This is a genomic window from Pseudomonas sp. WMBT8, assembly GCF_050916005.1.
Classification (GTDB): Bacteria; Pseudomonadota; Gammaproteobacteria; order Pseudomonadales; family Pseudomonadaceae; genus Aquipseudomonas.
The window spans coordinates 4,782,574-4,806,396 of the sequence record NZ_CP188096.1 but is presented as its reverse complement, the minus strand read 5'-3'; the positions used below and the strand labels follow the sequence as shown (position 1 = coordinate 4,806,396).

The following is a 23,823-nucleotide window of genomic DNA, read 5'->3' as shown; positions in this document are numbered from 1 at the left end:
TGGGATTGTACGGGCGGTCGCCGCCAGAGTACAGGCATCAGGTGCTGACGGGATTTCTGTGGGAGCGGGCTTGGCCGCGATGCCGGCGCCTGGCTGTGTCAGGCAAACCGCAGTGATGCTATCGCGGGCAAGCCCGCTCCCACAGGTATCAGCCTTCTTCGGGCGGGTTCAAACGGATCCGCCGGCTTTCCTGGTACCAATGCAAGGCAATCAGCAGCAGTGTCGGCACGCCGAGCAGCGCGGTGATCAGGAAGAAGTTGTGATAGCCGAACTTTTCCACCATGACCCCCGAGTACCCGCCGATCAACCGTGGCAACAGCAGCATGATCGAGCTGAGCAGGGCGTACTGGGTGGCGGAGAACTTAAGGTTGGTCAGGCTCGACAGGTAGGCGACGAACGCCGAAGTCGCCAGGCCCGAGCTGAAGTTGTCCAGGGAGATGGTGAAGATCAGCATCTGCAGGTCGGCGCCCATGTCGGCGAGCATCAGGAACAGCAGGTTGGTGCCGGCCGAGGTGATACCACCGATAAACAGGATCGGCAGGATGCCGAATCGCACGATCAACAGGCCGCCCATGCCGGCGCCGACCAGGGTCATGATCAGGCCGAAGATCTTACTGACGCTGGCGATCTGGTCCTTGGTGAACCCCTGGTCGATATAGAACACGTTGGCCATCACGCCCATCACCGTGTCCGACATCCGGTAGGTGGCGATCAACCCCAGCAGCAGCAGGGCCTGCCAGCGGTAGCGCAGGATAAAGTCGTTGACCGGCGTCAGCACCGGCGCCAGGCCCCGGCGGCCCATGGCCGAAAGGCACAGGGTGGTGAGGGTGATATAGAGGATGGCGCGCAGAAACGCGCGGTCTTCGAGCAGCAGGTCGAACAGGCTCACGCCTTCGAACAGCACGCTGGCAAAGTCAGTGTTGTAGAGCTGGGTGAACATCGCCGGGACCGACACCAGCAGGACGATCAACACGAATACCGACATCAGTTGGTGGGCAAAGGTATAGCGCCCGGCCTGCAACTGGGTGCGCAACGGCACATCGGGTTCGCGCATGAAAAAGCTGGTGAGCAGGGCGGGGATCATCAGTACACCGAACAGCACATAGGTGCCGGTCCACGCCGAATGTTTGTAGTTAAAGCCGGTGGAGCCAAAGCCCTCGGCAAAGAACAGCGCGCCGGCGGTGGCCAGCAGGGCGGCGATACGGTAGCCGGACATATAGCTGGCGGCCAGTGCGGCCTGGCGGCTGTCGTCGGCGATTTCCAGGCGATAGGCGTCTACCGCGATGTCTTGGGTGGCGGAGGCAAATGCCACGATAACGGCAATGGCGATCAGCCAGGACAGGTGTTTCTGCGGGTCGCAGAAGCCCATGCCGATCAAGCCGAGAATTACCAGGGATTGGGACAGCACCAGCCAGGAGCGACGACGCCCCAGCTTGCCCAATAGCGGCAGGCGCCATTGGTCCAGTAGTGGTGACCAGACCCACTTGAACGCATAGGCCAGGCCGATCAGGCTCGCATAGCCAATGGTTTCGCGCGCCACACCGGCTTCACGCAACCAGACCGAGAGCGTCGAGAACACCAACATGTAAGGCAGACCGGCGGCGAAGCCGAGCAGTAACAGCACTAACGTCGAGGGGCTGGCATAGGCAGCGAGCGCGGCGCGCCAGGTTTTACGGGGCATGGGCTGGAGTCTGCCTCAGATTTACGGAAACAAAGCGCGCACTCTAACCGCTGTGCTCTACCGGGCGCCAGCCATGACGCTGAATATCAACGCGATTGTTCAGGATACTGACACCTTCGCTGCGCAAACGCGCACGTTGTTCATCGCCCGAAGCGCTACCCACAGGCAGACTTATCCGACCGCCGGCGGCGACTACCCGGTGCCAGGGCAACTTGGAACCCTCGGGAAGCTGGCTCAGGGTGCGGCCCACGAAGCGTGCGGCGCGCCCCAGGCCGGCCAGGTGCGCCAGTTCACCGTAGCTCACCACGCAGCCTTCGGGCACTTGGGCCAAGGTCAGGTACAGCGCGGTACGGCGCATTTCGGCCGGGTTTTGCGGGGTGTCGGCGGGCTCGTTCACTGTTCTGGCGGCTCGATTGAAATTGGTCGTCGATATGTAAGAAACGTCTGTAAAAATGCCGTTGAGAATTGAACTCAATAGAAAACCTTGAGTCAGTCCTTGCTAAGACTTCAGCTACGCCGATAATGCCTCCTTTTTCGCCAAACTTGAGCCCCGTAACCGCTTATGTTGTCCAGAACCCTGTTGTGCCTCGCTGTCTTTACTGCTTCTACCCCTGTGCTGGCCGATACGGTCTGGTTGAAAAACGGTGATCGCCTGACTGGCAAGATCAAGGTTTTCGACGGCGGCAAACTGCTGATCCAGACTGAATACGCGGGTGCAATCCCGGTGGACTGGAAGCAGGTGAAAACCCTGGAAAGCGACCAGGAACTGCTGGTCAAGCAGGATGCCTACACCGGCGAGAAGGCCAAGTCCCTGCACCCGGCGGAGGATGGCAAGGTGGTCCTGGCCAACGGCGAGACGCCCAAGACGGTGGAGTTGGCCAGCATCCAGCAGATCATCAAGCCCAAGCCGGTGATCGAGGATCTGGTGTGGAAGGGCAACGTCGACGTGGCGCTGGACTACAAGCGTGCGGAAAAAGACACCGACGATTATGACATCGACTTCAAGACCACCGCCCGTCACGGCAAGTGGCGGCATATCGCTGAAGGCGAATACAACCGCGAATTCCAGAACGATGTGGTCACTACCGACAACTGGAGTGCCGAGTACGCGCTGGACCGCTTTATTACCGACCAGTGGTTCTGGCAGGGGCGCTTGACCTACAAGCACGACAGGGTTGAAGACCTGCGTCGCCAGCGCACCGTCGGTACCGGTCCGGGTTATCAGTTCTGGGATGATGAACTGGGTGCGTTCTCCCTCGGCTCGCTGCTCAACCGCACTGACTATGAATACCAGGACGGCGGCAAGGACAACTTCTATTCCCTGGCCATGAAGTGGGACTACAACCGCTACCTGATCGGCAAGACCGTGGAGTTCTTCACCAACGGCGAAGTGGGCAAGCCCCTGGCCGGTCCTGCCGACTACGCCCTCGATGCCGAAATGGGCCTGCGCTACAAAGTCACCGAATGGGCCTCGCTCAATCTCAAGGCCGAGCGCGACATCATCAGCGGCGGTTCGGACAGCGACTTGAGCAAGACCCGTTACACCGCAGGTTTTGGCGTGACCTGGTAAGCCTGCCACGGTACGAATGCGGACTTTTAATGTGGGAGCGGGCTTGCTCGCGATAGCGATGTGTCAGTCGACATATTCGTTAACTGACCAGTCTGCTATCGCGAGCAAGCCCGCTCCCACAGTTGTTTTTCGGCGTTGTTACAGGCGCAACCCGCCATCCAGCTCCAGGATGCGCCCGGTGTAATAGTCGTTCTCGAAGATATACGCCGCCGAATGGGCGATTTCTTCCGGGCGGCCCATGCGCTTGAGCGGGATCCCCGACGTCATCTTCTCCAGCGCCTCGGGCTTCATGCCCAGGGTCATCTCGGTCTCGATAAAGCCCGGCGCAATGCCCGCCACGCGAATGCCATAGCGCGCCAGTTCCTTGGCCCAGGTCACCGTCGCCGCCGCCACGCCGGCCTTGGCCGCCGAATAGTTGGTCTGGCCCACGTTACCCGCGCGGGAGATCGACGAGATATTGATAATGGCGCCCTGGTTTTTCAGCTCCACCATCTTCGCCGCCACTTCGCGGGTGCAGAGGAACACGCCGGTCAGATTGACGTCGATCACCGCCTGCCACTGGGCCAGGCTCATCTTGGTCATCTCGCCGTCCTTGACCTTGAGCAACAGGCCATCGCGCAGGATCCCGGCGTTGTTGATCAGACCGTGGATCGCGCCGAAATCATCGGCGATCCGTGCCACGGTGTAGGTCACCTGTTCTTCGTCTGCCACATTGCATAGATAGCTGCGCGCGGTGACGCCATGGGACTGGCATGCAGCCACTGCCGCATCGAGCTTTTCCTGATTGAGGTCCACCAGCGCCAGGTGGGCACCTTTACTTGCAAAATACTCGGCCATGGAACGGCCCAAACCCTGGCAACCGCCGGTGATAATGATTACTTTGTCGTTGAGATGCATTCGCATGTCCTGTGAGCAGATTTAAGCGGTTGCCCAAGTCCGTTTTTTGACGGAATTTATCGAAGGAGTCATAAGTTGAGCGTCCACGTCGCCAAGAATGCCCGAGAACTACTGCTCAAGGAATACCGTGGGGCGCTCGCCACACACTCCAAAGCCATGCCCGGCTTCCCCTTTGGTTCGGTGGTGCCTTACTGCCTGGACGCCGAGGGCCTGCCGCTGATCCTGATCAGCCGTATTGCCCAGCACACCCATAACCTGCAAAAAGACCCTAAATGTTCGTTGCTGGTGGGTGAGCGTGAGGCGGATGACGTGCAGGCCGTCGGGCGCCTCACCTATCTTGCCGAAGCCGAAAAACTCGAGGACGAGGCGGCCATTGCTGCCGCCGCCGAGCGTTACTATCGGTACTTCCCGGATTCGGCGAACTACCACAAGGCCCATGATTTTGATTTCTGGGTCCTCAAGCCGGTGCGGCATCGCTATATCGGCGGTTTCGGGGCGATCCACTGGGTGGATCAACTGACCCTGGCCAACCCGTTCGCCGGCAAGGCCGAGTTGAGCATGATCGAGCACATGAACAGCGATCACACCAAGGCCATCGCCCACTATGTCGAACTGGCCGGCCTGCCGACCTTCGAGCCGGCGCAACTGGCCGGTATCGACAGCGAGGGCATGCATTTGCGCATCGGCCAGGGCCTGCACTGGTTGCCTTTTGCGGATACTTGCAACACTCCGACACAAGTGCGCGAGGCCCTGGTTTTCCTGGCCCATGCCGAGGCTTGGCCGAAAAAAGCCGTCACACACGCTTGAATTCACGAAAGGGCGACGTCATCTAAGGTCTAGTAGCAAGGCATTCTTGCGTTGAGGAACCATTTGATGCGCCCTTTTTTATTGCTCTTTCTGCTGTTTCCGGTGCTGGAGCTGTTCGTATTCGTCAAGGTCAGCGGGGCTATCGGGTTTTTCCCGGCGCTGCTGCTGATAATTCTCGGCTCGATGCTCGGCGTGTTCGTGCTGCGGATCGCCGGCCTGGCCACCGCACTGCGTGCTCGTGAAAGCCTGAACCGTGGCGAGTTGCCGGCCCAGACCATGCTCGAAGGCCTGATGATGGCCTTGGCCGGTGGCCTGCTGATCGTGCCGGGTTTTGTCAGCGATGTGCTCGGTTTGATCCTGCTGTTGCCATTCACCCGTCGGTTGCTGGCGGGCAAGCTGCGCCAGCGTGCCGAAGAAGCGGCGATCCGCCAGCGTGCCTTTGCCGACGACCTGCAACCCCGTGGCGGCCCGGCACCTCGCCAGCCGCTGGGGCGTGAAGGTGATGTGATCGAAGGCGAGTTCGAGCACCGCGACTCCAAGTAATACCCTCCCTGGCATGGCCCCTGCGGGTGCCTTGCCGGAGTAAAAATTTTCACCGCTGGCCCTTGTAATAAGCATATACGCCCTTATGTAACGGTCACCGCAAGGTTTCTGGTGGCGACACCAGACAGACTTCCGCGTTTCGCTTGGCGAACCGCGACCGGCACCGCCGGACTACCACCAGCCGGTACTGATACCGGCCGATGAAACTTACAATTAGGAGAGATCGACAATGAGCAAGCTTCGTCCTCTGCACGACCGCGTCGTTATCCGTCGCAGCGAAGAAGAAAAGAAAACCGCTGGCGGTATCGTTCTGCCAGGTTCGGCTGCTGAAAAAGCCAACCACGGTGTGATCCTCGCAGTTGGCCCAGGCAAGACGCTGGAAAACGGTCAAGTACGTGAGCTGGCTGTGAAAGTGGGTGACAAGGTTGTATTCGGTCCTTACTCCGGCAGCAACACTGTGAAAATCGACGGCGAAGACCTGCTGGTGATGGCTGAGAACGAGATTCTCGCTGTACTGGAAGGCTGATTTTCCCGCTCATTTTCCCGTTACTACAAAGTATTTAAGGAATATCGATCATGGCTGCTAAAGAAGTTAAATTCGGCGATTCCGCCCGTAAGAAAATGCTCACCGGTGTCAACATCCTGGCTGACGCAGTAAAAGCGACCCTGGGCCCGAAAGGCCGTAACGTGATCATCGAGAAGAGCTTCGGCGCTCCGACCATCACCAAGGACGGCGTTTCGGTCGCCAAAGAAATCGAACTGGAAGACCGTTTCGAAAACATGGGCGCGCAGCTGGTCAAAGACGTTGCCTCCCGTGCCAACGATGACGCAGGCGACGGCACCACCACCGCCACCGTTCTGGCTCAGGCAATCGTCAACGAAGGCTACAAAGCCGTCGCTGCCGGCATGAACCCGATGGACCTCAAGCGCGGCATCGACAAGGCGACCATCGCCATCGTTGCTGAGCTGAAAAGCCTGTCCAAGCCATGCGCTGACACCAAGGCTATCGCTCAGGTAGGCACCATCTCCGCCAACTCCGACAGCTCCATCGGCGACATCATTGCCGAAGCCATGGAAAAAGTCGGTAAAGAAGGCGTGATCACCGTTGAAGAAGGCACTGGCCTGGAAAACGAACTGTCGGTTGTAGAAGGCATGCAGTTCGACCGTGGCTACCTGTCCCCGTACTTCGTCAACAAGCCAGAGACCATGGTTGCCGAGCTGGACAGCCCGCTGATCCTGCTGGTCGACAAAAAGATCTCGAACATCCGCGAAATGCTGCCAGTACTGGAAGCCGTTGCCAAAGCCGGCCGTCCACTGCTGATCGTTTCCGAAGACGTTGAAGGCGAAGCCCTGGCGACTCTGGTTGTGAACAACATGCGCGGTATCGTTAAAGTCGCAGCCGTCAAGGCTCCAGGCTTCGGCGATCGTCGCAAGGCCATGCTGCAGGACATCGCCGTCCTGACTGGCGGTACCGTTATCTCCGAAGAGATCGGCCTGAGCCTGGAAAGTGCCACCCTGGAAAACCTGGGTAGCGCCAAGCGCGTGACCATCTCCAAGGAAAACACCATCATTGTTGACGGTGCTGGCGTGGAGCAGGACATCCAGGCGCGCATCACCCAGATCCGTGCCCAGGTTGCTGAAACCTCCTCGGACTACGACCGTGAAAAACTGCAAGAGCGCCTGGCCAAGCTGTCCGGCGGTGTTGCAGTGATCAAGGTTGGCGCTGGTTCCGAAGTTGAAATGAAAGAGAAGAAAGCCCGCGTTGAAGACGCCCTGCACGCAACCCGCGCAGCCGTCGAAGAAGGCGTGGTACCTGGCGGTGGCGTTGCGCTGATCCGTGCCCTGGAAGCCTTGGTCGGTCTGACCGGCGACAACGCTGACCAGGACGTGGGTATTGCTGTACTGCGTCGTGCTGTTGAAGCACCGCTGCGCCAGATTGCTGCCAACTCCGGCGACGAGCCGAGCGTTGTGGTCAACGAAGTCAAGAACGGCAAAGGTAACTACGGTTACAACGCTGCGACTGGCGTCTACGGCGACATGATCGAAATGGGCATCCTGGACCCTACCAAGGTGACTCGTTCCGCGCTGCAAGCGGCATCCTCCATCGGCGGTCTGATCCTGACCACCGAAGCTGCGATCGCTGATGCACCGAAGAAAGAAGGCTCGGCTGGCGGCGGTATGCCAGACATGGGCGGTATGGGTGGCATGGGCGGCATGATGTAAGCCAGCCTTACCCCTGATGCATAAAAGCCCCGCCTGAGTGATCAGGCGGGGCTTTTTTATGGGCGCTTATCGAGTCAGCGCGTACTCATTTGAGGGACGGCGTCTTTCGCGCCTTTCCAGGCTAACAGGTGTTGCTTGAAGTCATGACTGGCTGCCTGGTAGTAAGTGATCGCACGTTGGATCAACGGGTCATTGCTGTCTACCCGGGACTCCTGGCTCGCGCCCAGGGCCTGGTCATGGCGCCGCAGGCCTTGGCGGGGGCTGAGGATTGCCAGGTTGGTGCCGTCAAACAAGCCCAGGTGCTGATAGTTGCCGATCACTACGCGAGGAGGCAGCGGGTTGTCTTGCAGCAGGTTGCGTCCGAAAAACGTCGATTCATAGCTCAGGTTCAACAGACCCAGGAGTGTCGGGGCGAGGTCGATCTGGCTGGCCAGTTGCGCGCTTTCCCGGGCCTCGATCAATTTCGGCGCATAGATAAATAGCGGAATCTGGTAGTTGGCGACGGGCAAGTCTTCCTTGCCCGCGCTGCCGGCGGTGTGGTCGGCGACAAACACGAAGATCGTATTGTCGAACCACGGTTTTTGGCGCGCAGCCTGTAGGAATTGGCCGATGGCGTAGTCAGTGTATTTCACCGCACCGTCGCGACCGTTGCCGGACTTGATGTCGATCCTGCCGTCCGGGTAGGTGTAGGGGCGATGGTTGGAGGTGGTCATCAACTGCAGCAGGAACGGTTGCTGCTTGGCATAACCGGCATCCGCCAGCTTCAAGGTTTGCTTGAAGAGGTCTTCATCGGCCATGCCCCAGGCGTTTTTAAAGCTGATTTCGGATTCGGCGACACTGCTCTGGTCAACCACCCGGTAACCGTTGCCGCTGAAAAACGCATTCATATTGTCGAAGTAACCGCGGCCGCCATACACAAACACGCTGTCATAACCGATTGCACTGAGCTGCTGGCCCAGGCTGGCGAAGCCGCTTTCGCGACCAATCCGTTTGACGATGGAGCGCCCCGGAGTGGGCGGGATGGCCAGGGTAATGGCCTCCAGGCCACGGTCGGTGCGGGTACCGGTTGCGTAGAAATTGTTGAAGTACAGGCTGTGTTTGCGCAACTGATCAAGGTTGGGGGTCAGGTTGCGGTCGTCGCCATTGCTGCCCATGTATTTGGCGCTGAAGCTTTCGATGGTCACCAGCACGATATTGGGTTTGCGCAACGTGCCGGGGTTGTCGATGGCGCGGCGGATATCCAGTGGATCGGTGCCAATGAACCGGGCATTGGGTTCACTGAGTTCCGCCCGTAGCTGGCGGGCCACGATATCGCTCGGCAGGCTTTTGTAGAACTGGCTGTAGTCCAGTTCATTGTTGCGGAACGCGGCGAAGAATTGGTATGGGCCATTGCTGGCCAGTTCGTTGTTATAGGCGTTGCCACCCTGGGTACGCGGGCTGTTCTGGCTGACCAACTGCAGGCTCAGGCCGGCAACCACCAGCAATCCCAAGGCATTGAGCAGGCGTCCACGCATGGCCGGCAGCGGCGAGTCGAGTGCTGCGTTGAACAGCTTGCGCAAGGCCAGGCTCAGGACAATCGCCAGTATTGCCAACAGGCCCAACAGTTTGCCGATGGGGTAGGACTCCAGCAGGTTGTTCAACACCTCATCGGAATACACCAGATAGTCGACGGCGATAAAGTTGAAGCGCACGCCGAACTCATCCCAGAACAACCATTCGGCCACCGAGGTGAACAGCATGGCGAACAGGCTGACGGTCAGTACGCCTTGCAGGAACCAGCGGTGGCCGCGCCGCCGCCACAAAGCCGGTGGGCACAGCAGTAGGTACAGGCCCAGGGGCAGCGCGGCATAGGCCAGGAAACCCAGGTCGTAGAGCAGGCCCACACCGAACACCGGCAGCAGGTTGCCGCCGACTTCATCCAGGTGGGTAATGAGCAGTACGCTGCGGGTCAACAGAAAAATAACCAGCCAAGCGCCGGTCACCAACAGCAGATAGCGCATTGGCGCAGTTTTGATAAAACCCATATCCAAGTTCCTTATATCAATGGGGGGCGATTTTCACTCTGGTACTGTAGTCAAGCTGTGAACCGATAGTGAAAAACTCGTTGCACCAGTCAATCAGTTGAAAAGAGTAATAGGTCAGCCCCTCAGGCCTAGCGGTAAGCCCGGCTTGGCCTTAAGCTGCGCGAGCCAACACGGCCGTTACCGCGTACGGAGACACTGCCCATGCGAATTTTATTGGTTGAAGACAACCGCGATATTCTGGCCAACCTGGCGGATTACCTGGGGCTCAAGGGCTACACCGTGGACTGTGCGCAGGACGGTTTGTCAGGCCTGCACCTGGCCGCCACCGAGCATTACGACCTGATCGTGCTCGATATCATGCTGCCCGGCATTGATGGCTACACCCTGTGCAAACGCCTGCGTGAAGACGCGCGCCGCGATACGCCGGTGATCATGCTCACCGCCCGCGATCAATTGGACGACCGCCTGCAAGGCTTCAAGTCGGGTGCCGACGACTACCTGCTCAAGCCGTTTGCCCTGTCGGAGTTGGCCGCACGCATCGAAGCGGTGCTGCGCCGGGCCCAGGGTGGCGGGCGGCGGGAGCTGCAAGTCGGCGATTTGTCCTACGACCTCGACACCCTGGAAGTGACCCGCGAAGGGCGCCTGCTCAAGCTCAACCCGGTCGGCCTGAAATTGCTCGCGGTGCTGATGCAGAAAAGCCCTCACGTCCTGCGCCGCGAAGTGCTGGAAGAAGCCCTGTGGGGCGATGACTGCCCGGACAGCGACAGCCTGCGCAGCCACGTCCACCAACTGCGCCAGGTGATCGACAAGCCATTTGCCAAGCCATTGCTGCAAACCGTGCATGGCGTGGGTTATCGCTTGGCCGAGGGCCGTGATGGAGTTTAAGCAAAGCCTTGCCCAGCGGATCATCATCGCCTTTGCGCTGATGAGCGCGCTGGTAGCGGGGGCCTTTGCCATGGGCATCGTTGCCACGGTGCACCTGGTGGAAGAAAAACTGATTTCGGCGGGCCTGGGCGGCGACCTGCAACGCCTGCTGTTGATGGACAGTGTCGAAGACTGGCGTCACCGCCCCGAGCCGGACCAGTTGTTCTACTTCAGCGGCGGGCGTGGGGATTTCCAGCTGCCCAAGGACTTGCGGCACCTGGACGCCGGCTTTCACGAAGTGTTCCGCGATGCGCTTTCCTACCATGCGATGGTCGAAATCGTCGACGGCCGTCGGTATGTCCTATTGCAAGACCAAAGCGATTTCGAAGAGCGCGAGCGCGTGCTGTTTGCGGTGGTGCTGGTGGGGTTTGTCCTCAGCCTGGCGCTGGCGGTATTCCTCGGCTGGGTCCTTGCCCGCAAGGTGATGGCACCGGTAGTACGCCTGGCGCGCCAAGTGCGGCATCGTGACCAGTTGTTGGGCCTGGCCCCACCGTTGGCCCCGGACTACGCGGCCGACGAAGTAGGCGAGTTGGCGGTGGCCTTCGATGCGACCCTTGGCCGTTTGCGCCAGGCCCTGACCCGCGAGCGCCTGTTCACCAGCGATGTCAGCCATGAACTGCGCACCCCCTTGATGGTGCTGGCCAGTTCCTGCGAGCTGCTGCTGGAAAACCCGGCCATTGATTCACGGGGACGCAAACAGGTCGAGCGCATCGCCCGGGCCTGCGAGGAAATGCGCGAACTGGTACAGACCTTCCTGATGCTCGCTCGTGCCCAGCACGATGACACCACGATGTCGCCCCAGGTCAGCCTGGCCGAGGTCGCGGAGGGCTTGCTGGGGATCTGGCGCGAACCCATCGAGCGCAAGGGCATCGAGTTGTTCTACCAGCCGGGCAACCCACTCGATACCCGCTACAACGCCACCTTCCTGCATGCTGTCATGGGCAACCTGCTGCGCAATGCCCTGCACTACACCGAGCAGGGGTTTATCCGCCTGACCCTGGAACCCACCGGCTTTGTGGTGGAAGACAGCGGCGTGGGGATTCCCGAAGACAAGCGCGAGGCCATGTTTGAGCCGTTTGTGCGCGGCAACGAAAAGCGCGGTGATGGCCTGGGCCTGGGTTTGTCGCTGGTCCAGCGCATCTGCGAAAGCCAGGGCTGGGTGGTCAGCCTCAGCACCATGGAGCCTAGCGGCTGCCGTTTCCATGTTGAATTGAGCCACGTCAAATCCTGATCCCTTCCTGCCCCTATCCTGGGGCAGACTCCTTCCTGTTCGACGAAGATGGCTTCCTGCCATGCTTTTTCCCTGTAAAACCTTGTAATTCTTTAGGGTTAGACGGGACGTTTTTTTCACAAAGGGTTGACCTGCGGATGACGTGCGACTGCTTAAGGTTGTAGGCATCAGTCCAGGAGACTCGTTGATGGCTACTCCGATCAAGCTTGAATTTTCCGCAAAGTACGATGACCGGCACGCTCAGCAATATTTGCACAAGCACCAGGACACTTTGGCGCGCCGGCTGTCCCACAAACGCGACGAACAATTGGCCCGTGGTGCGCTGGCGATGGCCGGCGAGCCCGGCCTGGTATTGGACTTGCCGTGCGGCGCCGGGCGTTTCTGGCCGCTGCTGGCCGAAAAGCCCAACCGGATCATTATTGGGGCGGACAATTCCGAGTCCATGCTGAACATCGCCATGGGGGCGCAACCGGCGGATGTGGTCAAGCAGGTACGACCCTTGCAGACATCTGCGTTTGATATCGATTTGCCAGATAACGCCGTGGACAGCATTTTTTGCATGCGCCTGTTGCATCACATCGGCGAGCCGGCGCATCGCATGGCGATATTGAAGGAATTTCAACGAGTTACCCGCGACAGTGTGATTGTTTCGTTGTGGGTGGATGGCAATTTCAAGGCCTGGAAACGCAAGCGCCTGGAAGTGCAGCGCCGCAACAAAAGTGAGCAGGACAGTTACCGAAATCGATTTGTGTTACCGGCTGCTACTGTTGAGGCTGAGTTTGAGCAAGCTGGTTTCCGCGTCCAGGAGTGTTTGGACTTCATACCGCTGTATGCCATGTGGCGAGTGTACGTATTGCGCAAGAGGTAGCAGGATGGTGGTTGAGTACGTAGCAGGCAGTCACGTAGCTCCTGAGGAGCGGTTCGATTATTTCTGGCGGCAGCAGGGCGAGTGGGTCGAGGAACCCAATCGACGTCGGGGTGGCGAAAGCGGCGTACAGCGGGTGATCGGTACCAATGGGCGCTTGCTCTACAGCAAGCGCCAGACAGGCCATACCTACCGCAGCTGGCTGCATCCCTTTGGGCGGCCTACGGTGCTACGCGAGCGTGATGCGCTCAGGGGCCTGCGCTTGCTCGATGTAGGTGTTCCGGAGCTGGTGTTCTGTGGTGCCCGTCGTGATCCGGACCACCAGTGGAAGGCCTTGCTGGTGACGGCTTCATTGGACGGATTCGTGGAAATCGACAACTGGTACGCCGCCGGCGGTCGCGAGCAATGCGGGGAGCTGGTGCATGAGCGCCTGCTGGCTGAATTGGCGCAGACCCTGGCGCGTATGCACAAGGGGCGCTGGCAGCATGGCTGCCTGTACAGCAAGCATATTTTTGTGCGGGTCAGCGGGGCGGGTGAGGGCGCGACGGTCGAAGTGGCGCTGCTGGATCTCGAGAAGTGCCGCCAACGCTTGACCGCCCGCCGGGCCGCCGCCCATGACATGCAGCAATTGCGTCGCCATTCGTCGTGGAATACCGCCGACTGGCAAAAACTCAGCTACTTTTACCAAGCGGCGTTTGGCAGCGCTATCAAGGGTTTAACCTAATGAAGCTAGAAATAGCACGAGGTTTGTTTCTGTTGGGGGCCTTGGGCATCGCATCCCTGGCCCTGGCTGCCTGGGAGCAGCCCCGTACAGAAGTCCTCAGCGCGGTACACAGTGGCGGGCAATGCCCGCTGCCACGGATCGCCAAGACCGCTGGGGTCACGCAGCCTGATCATCAGCTTTTGCTGTTTATGTTTGGGATGTCCCAAGGCATGAGGCCTGCGAGTTGAAGAGATTGACGCCCCGATAAAAGGCCTCGCATAGCGAGGCCTTTTTTGTGGACCACGGCAGAGCCCGAGCGCGCAACTACATCCCTTGTAGGAGCCGGCTTGCCGGCGATGACGCCAGTAAGAACACCTCGGGGATGTCAGGTATCCAACGTGATCGTTAACGACCATCGCCGGCAAGCCGGCTCCTACAGTGGGCGTCAACGATCAGGTCAGTGCCGTTACCGCGCCCATGGATAGGTACTCAATCAGCCAAGGGATCACGCTTGGCCAGCAACGTATACACACACGGCAATACAAACAAAGTAAACAAGGTGCCCACCGACATCCCCGTGGCAATCACCATTCCGATATCAAACCGACTGACCGCCCCGGCCCCCGTGGCAAAGATCAACGGCACCATGCCAAACACCATCGCCGCCGTGGTCATCAATACCGGGCGCAGGCGAATCGCCGCGGCTTCTTCTACCGCTTCTCGGGGTGTCAGGCCCTTGTCCTTGCGCAACTGGTTGGCAAACTCGACGATCAGGATCCCATGCTTGCTGATCAGACCGATCAACGTCACCAACCCCACCTGGGTGTAGATGTTCATGCTCGACCAGCCGAGGAACAACGGGATCAACGCGCCGCAGATCGACAGTGGCACTGTCACCAGTATCACCAGCGGGTCACGGAAGCTCTCGAACTGTGCCGCCAGCACCAGGAAGATGATCGCCAGCGCCAGGCCAAAGGTGATCCACAACGCGCTGCCTTCCTGGATGAACTGGCGCGAGGCGCCGCTGTAGTCGAAGGCATAGCCGGCCGGGGTTTCTTCGATGGCGATCTGGCGCACGGTATCGATAGCCTCGCCCATGCTGACAATCGGGAAGCCCGAGATCAGCGCCGAGTTGAGTTGCTGGAACTGGTTCAGTTGGCGCGGGCGGGCACGGTCGCTGACGCTGATCAAGGTCGACAGCGGCAGCAGTTCGCCCTGGGTGTTTTTCACGTAGTAATTGTTCAGCCACTCGGGGTTGTCCCGGTAGGCCCGTTCCACCTGGGCGATCACCTTGTAGCTGCGCCCATCAATGGTGAACCGGTTGATCTCTGCCTCCGCCAGCAAGGTCGCCAGGGTGCTGCCCAAGTCCTGCATCGACACCCCCATCTGCGCCGCCTTGGCGCGGTCGATGTCCACCACCACCTCGGGCTTGTCGAACGCCAGGTCGATATCCACGAAGGCGAACTTGCCCGACTCCATGGCGCGCTTTTTCACACGGGCGGCCACTTGCAGCAATGACTCGTAGTCATTGGGTGTGTTGATCACAAAACCGAAGGGCAGGCCTTCACCGGTGCCCGGCAGCGACGGCAAATTGAAGCCGAACACCTGCAAGCCGGGGATCTGCTCCAGGCGTTTCTGCACCTCAGGCAGGATCTGCATTTGCGTGCGGTCGCGCTCGTTCCACGGCTTGAGCAGGAAGCCGCCGATACCCGATTGCACCCCGTTGAACCCATTGATCTGGAACGAGGAGTAGTACTCCGGGAAGTCCTTGAAGATTGCGATGAACTCGTCGGTGTAGGTGTTCAGGTAGTCCAGGTTGGTCGGCTGCGGCGCGCTGGCCATCATGAAGATGATGCCCTGGTCTTCGTCGGGGGCCAGTTGCGACTGAGTGAACTTGAGGAACACCGGGATCAGACACAGCACGATCAAGGCAAACACAATCACCACCGGCCGGGTGTTCAAGGTGCCATGCAGCATTGTCTGGTAGCGGCGCTTGAGGCCTTCGAAGATGCGGTCCAGGCGGTGGCTCAGGCCGCTGGGGTTTTCGTCGTGGCGCAACAGCAGGGCGCACATCATCGGCGACAGGGTCAGGGCGACCATGCCGGAAATCACCACCGCACCGGCCAGGGTCAGGGCGAACTCCTTGAACAACGCCCCGGTCAGCCCCTCCAGGAAGCCGATGGGCGCGTACACCGCCGCCAGGGTGATAGTCATCGACACCACCGGCACGGCAATCTCCCGCGCGCCTTCCAACGCGGCGTCCAGCGGCGTCTTGCCGTCTTCTATATGGCGGTGGATGTTTTCCACCACCACAATCGCATCATCCACCACCAGGCCAATAGCCAGCACCATCGCCAGCAGCGTCAGCAGGTTGATGGAGTAGCCCATCAATTGCATGAAAAACAGCACGCCAATCATCGACAGCGGGATGGTCACCACCGGGATCACCACTGAGCGCAGCGCCCCGAGAAACAGGAACACCACGACGATCACGATCAACACCGCTTCAAACAAGGTCTTGACCACCTCGTTGATGGAGGCCTGGATAAACAGCGTGGCGTCGTAGGCGATTTCTGCCTTGAGGTTGGGCGGCAACTGGGATTCCAGCTCCGGCATCAGTTTGCGCACTTCCTTGATCACATCCAGCGGGTTGGCGCTGGGCGTGGCCTTGATGCCGATGTACACCGAGGGCGTGCCGCCAAAGGAGCTGATGGCGTTGTAGTTTTCCGCGCCCATTTCCACCCGCGCCACGTCGCCGAGCAGCACCCGGCTGTCGCCATCGGTCTTGACGGTGATGGCGGCGAAGGCTTCGGCGGTCTTCAGGTCGGTATTGGCGTTGATGCTGGTGACCACATACTCACCCTTCACTTCGCCGGCGGCGGAGAGGAAGTTGTAGTTGCGCACGGCATTGGTGACGTCGCTGGCGCTCAGGCCAAAGCCGGCGAGCTTGATCGGGTCCAGCCACAGGCGCATGGCAAATACCTGGTTGCCGAGGATCTCGGCTTCGGCCATGCCAGGCAGGGTCGCCAGCTTGGGCTGGATCACCCGCGACAGGTAATCGGTGATCTGCGGGTTGCTCAGTTGCTGGCTGGAGAAGCTGATGTACATCAGCGCCGAGGCATCCGCGGCCTCCTTGCTCAACACCGGGTCTTCGGCGTCCTGGGGCAGCTTGTTCTTGACCTCGTTGGCCTTGGCCAGCAGTTCGGTAAACAGCCGGTCGCTGTTGGCGCCGATCCGCGCATAGATGGAAATCACCGAGAAGTTCTGGCGACTGACCGAGGTCATGTAGTCGATGCCTTCGGCGCTCGCCAGGCTTTGCTGCAGCGGTTGGGTGATGTAGCCCTGGATCGTCTCGGCATTGGCCCCGGGGTAAGCGGTAGTCACCGTGATCAGGGCATTTTCCATGGACGGGTATTGGCGCAGCGGCAGTTTGCTGTAGGCCTGGAAACCCAGGAGCACGATCAGCAGGCTGACCACCATCGCCAGTACCGGGCGGCGGATAAACGTGTCGGTAAACGCCATGGCTCAGTTCCTTGAACCGTCGTTGCGCGGAGGTTGGCCAGGGCTGGCCGGCAAGTTTTTATCCGCCGTGATGGCGATGTGCGCACCGGTGTCGAGCTTGATCTGCCCGGCGCTGACCACTTGCTCGCCACTGCTCAGGCCCTGGGTGACCAGCACCAGGCCGTCGCGTCGTTCGCCGGTCTCGATAAAGCGCCGCTCGGCGATCAGGATCGGTTGGCCATTGGCATCTTTTTCGAGGCTGCCGTCCTCGGTCTTTTTCTGCGCTACTACGTAGGCTGAATTGCCGTAGAGGGTGTAGGTAATTGCACTTTCCGGTATCACCACCTGGGCCTGCGGGTCGGGCAACAGCACTTGCAGGCTGCTGAACATGCCCGGCAGCAGTTTATTGTCCGGGTTGGCCAGGGTGGCCCGCACCAGCACGTTGCGGGTGCTGCTCTCGACTTTCGGGTTGATCGCACTGAGGGTACCGGGGAAGGTCTGCCTGGGGTAGGCCGAGACTTGCACCTGCACCCCCTGGCCGACGGCCAGCTTGGGCACCGATTGTTCGGGCACATAAAAGTCGACGTAGAGGCTGCTCAGGTCCTGCAAGGTGGCGATCACCGTGCCACTGGCCAGGTAGTCGCCCACATCGACCTGACGGATGCCGATAGTGCCGCTGAATGGCGCGACGATGTGTTTCTTGGCCAGGGAAGCCTTGAGCTGGTTGACCGTGGCCTTGTTTTTTTGCAGTTGCGCCGAGAGCCGGTCGAACTCGCCTTTGGAGATCGCCTGGCTGCCCACCAGTTGGCTGCCGCGCCCGTAATCGAGCTGGGCCAGGCCCAGGTCGGCCTGGGCGGTTTGCAGCAGGGCGTCTTCGACCGCGCTGTCGAGTTGTACCAGCGGTTGCCCGGCCTTGACCTTCTGGCCGGACTCGAACTGTACGTCCTTGACCGTTCCGGCAATCTCCAGGGCCAGGTTCACCCCCTGCAAGGCCTTGAGCGTACCCACCGCCGGCAGGCGCTGTTGCCAGGGTTGTTCGACCGCCGTGGCCACCGCCACGCTGATCGGCGGCTTGGGCGCGGAAAAGACCTGGATCTGCTGATAGATGGAAAAGGCTTTATAGCCCGCCAACAGCAGGACGATTAACAGGACAACGGCCAACATGATCAGCATGCGACGACGCAGCATATTCCGGTTCCTTGGAAAAAACTGAGGCAGACGAAGACGAACGATTGGGCACATTACTCCGAGTTTCGGCGCGATTCCAACTGGTAAATGCCGCCGCGTGCGCACAGGCTCAAGGGCAATGGTTTTGAGGCGCAGGGGAGTGGGAAAGGGGGGCAGGCCTTTCCCGCAGGAGGTCAGGGGGCGGGCGTATCGCGCTTGGCCAGCACCGTATACACGCAAGGCAGGACGAACAACGTGAACAAGGTGCCGATGGACATGCCGGTGGCGATCACCATGCCAATATCAAAACGGCTGACCGCCCCCGGACCGCTGGAAAACACCAGCGGGACCACCCCCAGTACGGTGGCGATCGTGGTCATCAGTACCGGCCGCAAGCGAGTCGCGGCGGCTTCCTCGATGGCGGCCCGCGCAGACAAACCTTGCTCCTTGCGCAACTGGTTGGCGAATTCGACGATGAGGATGCCGTGCTTGCTGATCAGGCCGATCAGTGTGACCAAGCCTATTTGTGTGTAGATGTTCAGGGTCGACCAGCCGAGGAACAGCGCGATCAGCGCACCGCAGATCGACAGCGGCACGGTCACCAGGATCACCAGTGGGTCACGCAGGCTTTCAAACTGTGCCGCCAGCACCAGGCCGATGATCGCCAGGGCCAGGCCGAAGGTGCCCCACAGCGCATTGCCCTCCTGCACGAACTGGCGCGTGGCGTTGCTGTAGTCAAAGGTGTAGCCCGCCGGCGCCTCCTCCCGGGCGATGGTTTGCACGGTCTCCAGCGCGTTGCTCATGCCGACGATCGGATACGCCGAGACCAGCACCGAATTGAGCTGCTGGAACTGGTTCAACTGCCGTGGGCGTACCTGTTGGCTGGACACGCTGATCAGTGTCGACAACGGTATCAACTGGCCCTTGGCATTTTTTACGTGGTAGTGGCTCAGCCAGCCCGGATTGTCCCGGTAGCTGCGTTCGACCTGGGCAATCACTTTGTAGAGATTGCCATCGATCCTGAAACGATTGATTTCTGTCTCTGCCAGCAGGGTCGCCAGGGTCAGGCTCAGGTCTTCCATGGACACGCCCATCTGCGCGGCCTTGACCCGGTCGATGTCAATCATCACCTCGGGCCGGTCGAACGCCAGGTCGATATCCACGTAGGCAAATTTCCCAGAGTCGATTGCCCGTTGCTTGACGCGTTCGGCCACCTCCAGCATCGATGTGTGGTCCTGCTGGGAGCTGATCACAAAACCAAAGGGCAGGCCCTCGCCGGTGCCCGGCAAGGACGGCAGGTTAAAGGCAAACACTTGCAGGCCGGGGATGCTGTCGAGCTTTTTGCGCAGGGGCGCCAGGACCTCCATCTGCGTACGCTTGCGCAGGTTCCAGGGCTGCAACTGGAAACCACCAACCCCTGAATGCACACCGTCCAGGCCATTGATCTGGAACGAGGCCTGGTATTCGGGCAGGGTCTTGAACTGCTCGATAAACGCCTGGGTGTAGGTATTGAGGTAGGCCAGGTTGGTCGGCTGCGGCGCACTGGCGAGGATAAAGATCAGGCCCTGGTCCTCATCGGGGGCCAGTTCCGAGAGGGTGAAGATGAGCATGGCCGGAATCAGGCCGAGTACCAGCAGGGCGAACACGATAACCACCGACTGTGCCCCCATGATCTGGTGCAGGCAGCGCTGATAGCGTTGTTTCAGGCTATTGAAGAACCGGTCGAGGATCAGTGCCAGGCCCTGTGGCTGTTGTTCCGGGCGCAGCAACAGGGCGCACATCATCGGTGACAGGGTCAGTGCGACGATGCCGGAGATCACCACGGCGCCGGCCAGGGTCAGGGCAAACTCCTTGAACAGCGCACCGGTCAGGCCCTGGAGAAAGCCGATGGGCGTATACACCGCCGCCAGGGTGATGGTCATGGAGATCACCGGCATACACACCTCCCTGGCACCCTTGATCGCGGCCTCGAGGGGAGATCGGCCTTTTTCGATATGCCGGTGGATGTTTTCCATCATCACAATGGCGTCATCGACCACCAGGCCGATGGCCAGCACCATGGCCAGCAGCGTCAGGACGTTGATCGAATAACCCATCAGTTGCATGAAAAACAGGCTGCCGATCAGCGACAGCGGAATGGTGATGACGGGAATCACCACCGAGCGTAACGAGCCGAGAAACAGGAACACCACCAGCACCACAATCAGGATGGCTTCCATCAGGCTCGACAGAACGTGCTCGATTGAGGCGTTGATATACAGCGTCGAGTCGTAGGCAATGTCCGCATGCAGTTGGGGCGGTAGTTGCGCCTGCAATAGTGGCATCAGGTCGCGCACGCGCTTGCCCAGCTCCAGCGGGTTGGCATCGGGGGTGGGCTTGATGCTGATATAGGTTGCGGGCAGGCCGTTGAAAGAGCTGAAGCTGTCGTAGTTCTGGGCGCCCAGCTCCACTCGCGCTACATCACCGAGACGCACCTGGCTGTCGCCGCTGGTTTTCAAGGTAATGGCCCGGAAGCCTTCAGCCGATTGCAGTTCGGTATTGGCCGTGACGCTGGTTACCACGTACTCGCCGGTGGCATCGCCGGCGATGGACTGCACGTTGTAGCGCTTGATGGCCTGGGTCACATCGCTGGCGCTCAAGCCAAACCCGGCGAGCTTCAGCGGGTCGAGCCACAGGCGCATGGCAAAGCTCTGGTTGCCGATGATCTGCGCCTCGGCCATGCCCGGTAACGTCACCAGGCGCGGCTGTACCACCCGCAGCAGGAAGTCGGTGATTTGCGCGTTGTTCATGGTGTCGCTGGAAAAGCTCAGGTACATCAGCGCGGTGTTGTCTGCGGCGACTTTGCTCAGGACCGGATCGTCAATATCCCGGGGCAGTTGATTGCGCACTTCATTGGTCTTGGCCAGCAGCTCGGTGAACAAGCGGTCGCTGTCGGCACCGACGCGGCCATAGATGGAAATAATCGACACATTCTGCCGGCTGGAAGAGCGCATGTAGTCGATGCCTTGCGCGCTTGCCAGGCTTTTCTGCAACGGTTGCGTGATATAGCTCTGCACGGTCTCGGCGCTGGAGCCCGGCGCGAGCGTGGTCACCGTGATCAGTGCACTTTCCATCTGCGGGAACTGGCGCAGCGGCAGTTTCCCGTAGGCCTGCCAGCCCAGCAACACGATCAACAGGCTGACGACCAAGGCCAGCACGGGGCGGCGGATAAACAGATCGGTGAAGGTCATTCGGCGTGCTCCGGAGGGGGCGCCAAGGGCGGTTCATCGGGTTGTGTGCGATCAATACTGATATGCACCGGGGTGCCGTTCTGCAGCTTGATCTGGCCCGCCGTGACGACCTGTTCGCCTTTGGCCAGGCCCTTGGCAATCACGATATCGCCATCGCGTCGCTCGCCCGTTTCAACCAGGCGTTGTTCAGCGATCAGGCCCCCTGGGCCCTCATTGCCGGTGTGGGGTTTCACGACGTATACGTACTGGCCGTATGGGCTGTAGGCGATCGCGCTTTCCTGGATCACGACATGGGAGGAGGGGGTGTCCAACAGCACCTGCAAATGGGCGAACATCCCCGGTAGCAGATATTTGTCCGGGGTGGCCAGGGTCGCACGCACCAACACATTTCGCGTGTTGTCGTCGACGATGGGGTCGATGGCACTGATGCTGGCGCGACTGAAAAGCCCTGGCCGTGCCGAAACTTCAACCTGCACCGGCTGGCCGATCTTGATCAGTTGGACGGCCTGCTCGGGGACATGAAAGTCCACGTAAAGGCTCCGGGTGTCCTGCAGGCTGGCGATCACCGTGGAGCTTTGCAGGTAGTCACCGATGTTGACCTGACGGATACCGATAGTGCCGTCGAACGGCGCGACGATCTGTTTTTTTGCCAGGGCCCAGCGGCGCTGTGCAACCAGGGCCTTGTTGCGGTTGAGCTCGGCGGACAGGCGATCGAACTCGCCCTGGGAGATGGCATTGATACCCACCAGTTGGTGCCCACGCTGAAAGTTCTGCAGCGCCAGGCTGCGATCGGCCAGGGCCACGTCCAACTCGGCCTGTTCGGCCTGGTGTTCGAGCTGCAGCAGGGTTTGCCCGGCCTTGACCGCCTGCCCCGAGTCGAAGTGCAACTGAGTGACGACGCCGGGTACCTCGATACTCAGGTTGATACCTTGCAACGCCTTGAGCGTGCCGGCCGCGGGCAACTGGCGCTGCCAGGGTTTTTCCACGGCATTGGCCACGGCCACGCTGACGGGGGGCTTGGGCGCATGCAGCAATTGCAGTTGCTGGTAAATCCAGAATGCCTTGTAGCTGGCAAGCATCAGCACGACCAAGAGGACGATGCTGAGCATGGTAATCATCCGGCGGCCCGGCATAGTTGCTTCCTTGTGAGGGTGACGTGGTGCGTGGGGCGCACGCAGGAGCGCCGCTGGCACGGTGAGCCACGCAGTCTTCACGAGAAAGGCGGGTGCTATAAGACGCAAAGTCGCGAGTGTGTGTGTGAAGTCTGCTCCCTCGTCGAGGGGCGTTTTCACAGGTCGCGTAGGATTTTTTCAGTGGGGCGGCTCCCAGGTATCAGCCCGGGAGCGCTGCGATGGCGTCAGATCAAATGCAGGTGGTTATCCCAGAACCCAGTTGGCAGATCCAGGGGCTTGGCCACCAGTTGAGGCCGGCGGCAATCGTAGAAACGGCAGCGGCCCTGGCCGGATGTCACGACAAACCCGTCCGCTACCGCACCCACGCCGGCACAGTCGGGCAACGGCCCGTCCAGGCGCAGCTCGCCGCTGTCCATGTCCCAGATAAAGAAGCGATTGCCCCGTGGCGCGGTCAGTGCCACCAGGCGCAGTTCACTGTGTACCGCCACGCTGGCGGTGTAGTGCCCCATGGCCTGCAACTGCTCGTCCGCCACCGGGAACGCCACGAACGGCTGGCCCGGACGCTTGATCGCCAGCAGCTCGGAACGCTCCTGTGACGGGCCCATGAACTGTTGCCCGGTGAGGATCGTGCCATCGCTGGCGATCCCCATATGGCGCACGCTGTTCATGGGTTGGCCGAGGGTTTCCTTGCTCAGTAGCGTGCCGTCGCGCTGCATCAGTACCAGGCTGGGTTCCATGGCGTTGAGGTTCATCTCGACCCGGCTTTCGGCCTCGGTGCGGATCCCGCCATTGGCCACGATCAGAGTCTCGCCATCGGGCATCCACGACACCTGGTGCGGGCCGATGCCGTGGGTGGAAAGCTCCCCACTGTGCACCAGGCGCTCACCTTCGAACCGGTACACCCCCAACAGGCCGCGACCGGGGTCGGTGGTGTCGTTTTCCGTGGCATACAGCCAGTCGCCACTCTTGTGGATCACCGCATGCCCATAAAAGTGCCGGTTGGCCTGGGACGTCACGGTTTGCAGCAGCGTGCCGTCGCGCAGGTCCACCAGGTAGCTCTCGGTGCCCGGGCGGCGGGCCACGAACAGCGCGATGGGCAGGCTCGGGTGGTTGATGATGTCGTGGCAACGCTGGCCAACCTGGGTGGCGAACACCTGGCTGCCATCCAGGCGATAGCCCACGGCGTAGTGCTTGCCGTCGCCATCATCCCGGGCCGACAGCAGCAGCGGGCTGTCGCCCTTGCGCTTGAACAGCGTCCAGCCGCCCAGGGTGATTGCACTGAGCAGCACGCTACCAATGGCCAAAGCCTGTCGCCTGAGCATCA

The 23,823-nt window shown here is 60.4% G+C and carries 19 protein-coding genes; 10 read left to right on the top strand and 9 right to left on the bottom strand.

Annotated features, from left to right (window positions below; genetic code table 11):
• Positions 1 to 148 precede the first annotated feature (148 nt).
• Positions 149 to 1,681: an AmpG family muropeptide MFS transporter gene (locus ACO77H_RS21845; RefSeq protein WP_169954606.1), complete on the bottom strand. Its 1,533-nt coding sequence runs from the start codon at positions 1,679 to 1,681 to the stop codon at positions 149 to 151.
• Positions 1,682 to 1,724: 43 nt separating this feature from the next.
• Positions 1,725 to 2,078, bottom strand: a complete 354-nt coding sequence (locus tag ACO77H_RS21840) for an MGMT family protein (RefSeq protein WP_169954607.1) — start codon at positions 2,076 to 2,078, stop codon at positions 1,725 to 1,727.
• Positions 2,079 to 2,243: 165 nt separating this feature from the next.
• On the opposite strand from ACO77H_RS21840, the gene ACO77H_RS21835 reads away from it, so the two are divergent.
• The gene (locus ACO77H_RS21835; protein ID WP_169954608.1) at positions 2,244 to 3,251 is read left to right on the top strand and encodes a DUF481 domain-containing protein; all 1,008 of its coding nucleotides are present in this window, start codon (positions 2,244 to 2,246) and stop codon (positions 3,249 to 3,251) included.
• 138 nt (positions 3,252 to 3,389) lie between these two features.
• Here the strand turns inward: ACO77H_RS21835 and ACO77H_RS21830 are convergent, their stop codons facing one another.
• On the bottom strand, positions 3,390 to 4,148 hold the full coding sequence (locus ACO77H_RS21830) for an SDR family oxidoreductase (RefSeq protein WP_432754553.1): 759 nt from the start codon (positions 4,146 to 4,148) through the stop codon (positions 3,390 to 3,392).
• A gap of 75 nt (positions 4,149 to 4,223) precedes the next feature.
• On the opposite strand from ACO77H_RS21830, the gene ACO77H_RS21825 reads away from it, so the two are divergent.
• The 4 genes from ACO77H_RS21825 to groL all read left to right on the top strand — a co-directional run bounded on the left by ACO77H_RS21825 (position 4,224) and on the right by groL (position 7,721).
• The gene (locus ACO77H_RS21825; RefSeq protein WP_432754552.1) at positions 4,224 to 4,955 is read left to right on the top strand and encodes a HugZ family protein; all 732 of its coding nucleotides are present in this window, start codon (positions 4,224 to 4,226) and stop codon (positions 4,953 to 4,955) included.
• 66 nt (positions 4,956 to 5,021) lie between these two features.
• Complete coding sequence (locus ACO77H_RS21820; RefSeq protein ID WP_057439377.1) at positions 5,022 to 5,498, top strand: FxsA family protein; 477 nt, start codon at positions 5,022 to 5,024, stop codon at positions 5,496 to 5,498.
• Positions 5,499 to 5,727: 229 nt separating this feature from the next.
• Positions 5,728 to 6,024 (top strand): co-chaperone GroES, encoded by a 297-nt coding sequence (locus ACO77H_RS21815; protein ID WP_170041865.1) that lies wholly within the window; start codon positions 5,728 to 5,730, stop codon positions 6,022 to 6,024.
• Between the two features lie 50 nt (positions 6,025 to 6,074).
• Entirely contained in the window at positions 6,075 to 7,721 is a 1,647-nt protein-coding gene (gene groL, locus ACO77H_RS21810) for a chaperonin GroEL (protein ID WP_169954612.1), read from the top strand.
• Between the two features lie 74 nt (positions 7,722 to 7,795).
• On the opposite strand, the gene ACO77H_RS21805 is transcribed toward groL, so the two are convergent.
• Positions 7,796 to 9,745, bottom strand: a complete 1,950-nt coding sequence (locus tag ACO77H_RS21805; RefSeq protein ID WP_432754551.1) for an LTA synthase family protein — start codon at positions 9,743 to 9,745, stop codon at positions 7,796 to 7,798.
• A 201-nt stretch (positions 9,746 to 9,946) separates the two neighbouring features.
• On the opposite strand from ACO77H_RS21805, the gene colR reads away from it, so the two are divergent.
• From colR to ACO77H_RS21780, 5 genes are all read left to right on the top strand, one after another.
• Positions 9,947 to 10,630: a two-component system response regulator ColR gene (gene colR / locus ACO77H_RS21800; protein ID WP_029295378.1), complete on the top strand. Its 684-nt coding sequence runs from the start codon at positions 9,947 to 9,949 to the stop codon at positions 10,628 to 10,630.
• The gene (locus ACO77H_RS21795) at positions 10,620 to 11,900 is read left to right on the top strand and encodes a sensor histidine kinase (RefSeq protein WP_169954614.1); all 1,281 of its coding nucleotides are present in this window, start codon (positions 10,620 to 10,622) and stop codon (positions 11,898 to 11,900) included. Before colR ends, ACO77H_RS21795 begins: the two co-directional genes overlap by 11 nt.
• 187 nt (positions 11,901 to 12,087) lie before the next feature.
• A complete protein-coding gene (locus tag ACO77H_RS21790; RefSeq protein WP_169954615.1) occupies positions 12,088 to 12,768 on the top strand; it encodes a class I SAM-dependent methyltransferase in 681 nt (226 codons plus the stop codon).
• 4 nt (positions 12,769 to 12,772) lie between these two features.
• On the top strand, positions 12,773 to 13,489 hold the full coding sequence (locus tag ACO77H_RS21785; RefSeq protein WP_169954616.1) for a lipopolysaccharide kinase InaA family protein: 717 nt from the start codon (positions 12,773 to 12,775) through the stop codon (positions 13,487 to 13,489).
• Positions 13,489 to 13,716 (top strand): hypothetical protein, encoded by a 228-nt coding sequence (locus ACO77H_RS21780; RefSeq protein WP_262376938.1) that lies wholly within the window; start codon positions 13,489 to 13,491, stop codon positions 13,714 to 13,716. Before ACO77H_RS21785 ends, ACO77H_RS21780 begins: the two co-directional genes overlap by 1 nt.
• Positions 13,717 to 13,957: 241 nt before the next feature.
• Here the strand turns inward: ACO77H_RS21780 and ACO77H_RS21775 are convergent, their stop codons facing one another.
• From ACO77H_RS21775 to ACO77H_RS21755, 5 genes are all read right to left on the bottom strand, one after another.
• Entirely contained in the window at positions 13,958 to 16,990 is a 3,033-nt protein-coding gene (locus tag ACO77H_RS21775) for a multidrug efflux RND transporter permease subunit (protein ID WP_432754550.1), read from the bottom strand.
• 3 nt (positions 16,991 to 16,993) lie between these two features.
• On the bottom strand, positions 16,994 to 18,157 hold the full coding sequence (locus ACO77H_RS21770; RefSeq protein ID WP_432754549.1) for an efflux RND transporter periplasmic adaptor subunit: 1,164 nt from the start codon (positions 18,155 to 18,157) through the stop codon (positions 16,994 to 16,996).
• A 173-nt stretch (positions 18,158 to 18,330) separates the two neighbouring features.
• The gene (locus ACO77H_RS21765) at positions 18,331 to 21,366 is read right to left on the bottom strand and encodes a multidrug efflux RND transporter permease subunit (protein ID WP_170056832.1); all 3,036 of its coding nucleotides are present in this window, start codon (positions 21,364 to 21,366) and stop codon (positions 18,331 to 18,333) included.
• On the bottom strand, positions 21,363 to 22,499 hold the full coding sequence (locus tag ACO77H_RS21760) for an efflux RND transporter periplasmic adaptor subunit (RefSeq protein WP_432754548.1): 1,137 nt from the start codon (positions 22,497 to 22,499) through the stop codon (positions 21,363 to 21,365). The genes ACO77H_RS21765 and ACO77H_RS21760 overlap by 4 nt, the downstream gene beginning before the upstream one ends.
• A gap of 224 nt (positions 22,500 to 22,723) precedes the next feature.
• Positions 22,724 to 23,821 carry a DUF1513 domain-containing protein gene (locus ACO77H_RS21755; protein WP_432755775.1) on the bottom strand — a complete coding sequence of 366 codons (1,098 nt, stop codon included), beginning with the start codon at positions 23,819 to 23,821 and terminating at the stop codon, positions 22,724 to 22,726.
• Positions 23,822 to 23,823 lie beyond the last annotated feature (2 nt).

What these genes read in the sequence shown, in the direction of transcription:
- ACO77H_RS21805 (WP_432754551.1), bottom strand. Translation starts at nt 9,745, where the DNA reads ATGGGTTTTATCAAAACTGCGCCAATGCGCTATCTGCTGTTGGTGACC.
- ACO77H_RS21820 (WP_057439377.1), top strand. Translation starts at nt 5,022, where the DNA reads ATGCGCCCTTTTTTATTGCTCTTTCTGCTGTTTCCGGTGCTGGAGCTG.
- ACO77H_RS21835 (WP_169954608.1), top strand. Translation starts at nt 2,244, where the DNA reads ATGTTGTCCAGAACCCTGTTGTGCCTCGCTGTCTTTACTGCTTCTACC.
- ACO77H_RS21780 (WP_262376938.1), top strand. Translation starts at nt 13,489, where the DNA reads ATGAAGCTAGAAATAGCACGAGGTTTGTTTCTGTTGGGGGCCTTGGGC.
- ACO77H_RS21775 (WP_432754550.1), bottom strand. Translation starts at nt 16,990, where the DNA reads ATGGCGTTTACCGACACGTTTATCCGCCGCCCGGTACTGGCGATGGTG.
- ACO77H_RS21755 (WP_432755775.1), bottom strand. Translation starts at nt 23,821, where the DNA reads ATGCTCAGGCGACAGGCTTTGGCCATTGGTAGCGTGCTGCTCAGTGCA.
- ACO77H_RS21785 (WP_169954616.1), top strand. Translation starts at nt 12,773, where the DNA reads ATGGTGGTTGAGTACGTAGCAGGCAGTCACGTAGCTCCTGAGGAGCGG.
- ACO77H_RS21845 (WP_169954606.1), bottom strand. Translation starts at nt 1,681, where the DNA reads ATGCCCCGTAAAACCTGGCGCGCCGCGCTCGCTGCCTATGCCAGCCCC.
- ACO77H_RS21795 (WP_169954614.1), top strand. Translation starts at nt 10,620, where the DNA reads ATGGAGTTTAAGCAAAGCCTTGCCCAGCGGATCATCATCGCCTTTGCG.
- groL (WP_169954612.1), top strand. Translation starts at nt 6,075, where the DNA reads ATGGCTGCTAAAGAAGTTAAATTCGGCGATTCCGCCCGTAAGAAAATG.
- colR (WP_029295378.1), top strand. Translation starts at nt 9,947, where the DNA reads ATGCGAATTTTATTGGTTGAAGACAACCGCGATATTCTGGCCAACCTG.
- ACO77H_RS21830 (WP_432754553.1), bottom strand. Translation starts at nt 4,148, where the DNA reads ATGCATCTCAACGACAAAGTAATCATTATCACCGGCGGTTGCCAGGGT.
- ACO77H_RS21765 (WP_170056832.1), bottom strand. Translation starts at nt 21,366, where the DNA reads ATGACCTTCACCGATCTGTTTATCCGCCGCCCCGTGCTGGCCTTGGTC.
- ACO77H_RS21790 (WP_169954615.1), top strand. Translation starts at nt 12,088, where the DNA reads ATGGCTACTCCGATCAAGCTTGAATTTTCCGCAAAGTACGATGACCGG.
- ACO77H_RS21815 (WP_170041865.1), top strand. Translation starts at nt 5,728, where the DNA reads ATGAGCAAGCTTCGTCCTCTGCACGACCGCGTCGTTATCCGTCGCAGC.
- ACO77H_RS21760 (WP_432754548.1), bottom strand. Translation starts at nt 22,499, where the DNA reads ATGCCGGGCCGCCGGATGATTACCATGCTCAGCATCGTCCTCTTGGTC.
- ACO77H_RS21770 (WP_432754549.1), bottom strand. Translation starts at nt 18,157, where the DNA reads ATGCTGCGTCGTCGCATGCTGATCATGTTGGCCGTTGTCCTGTTAATC.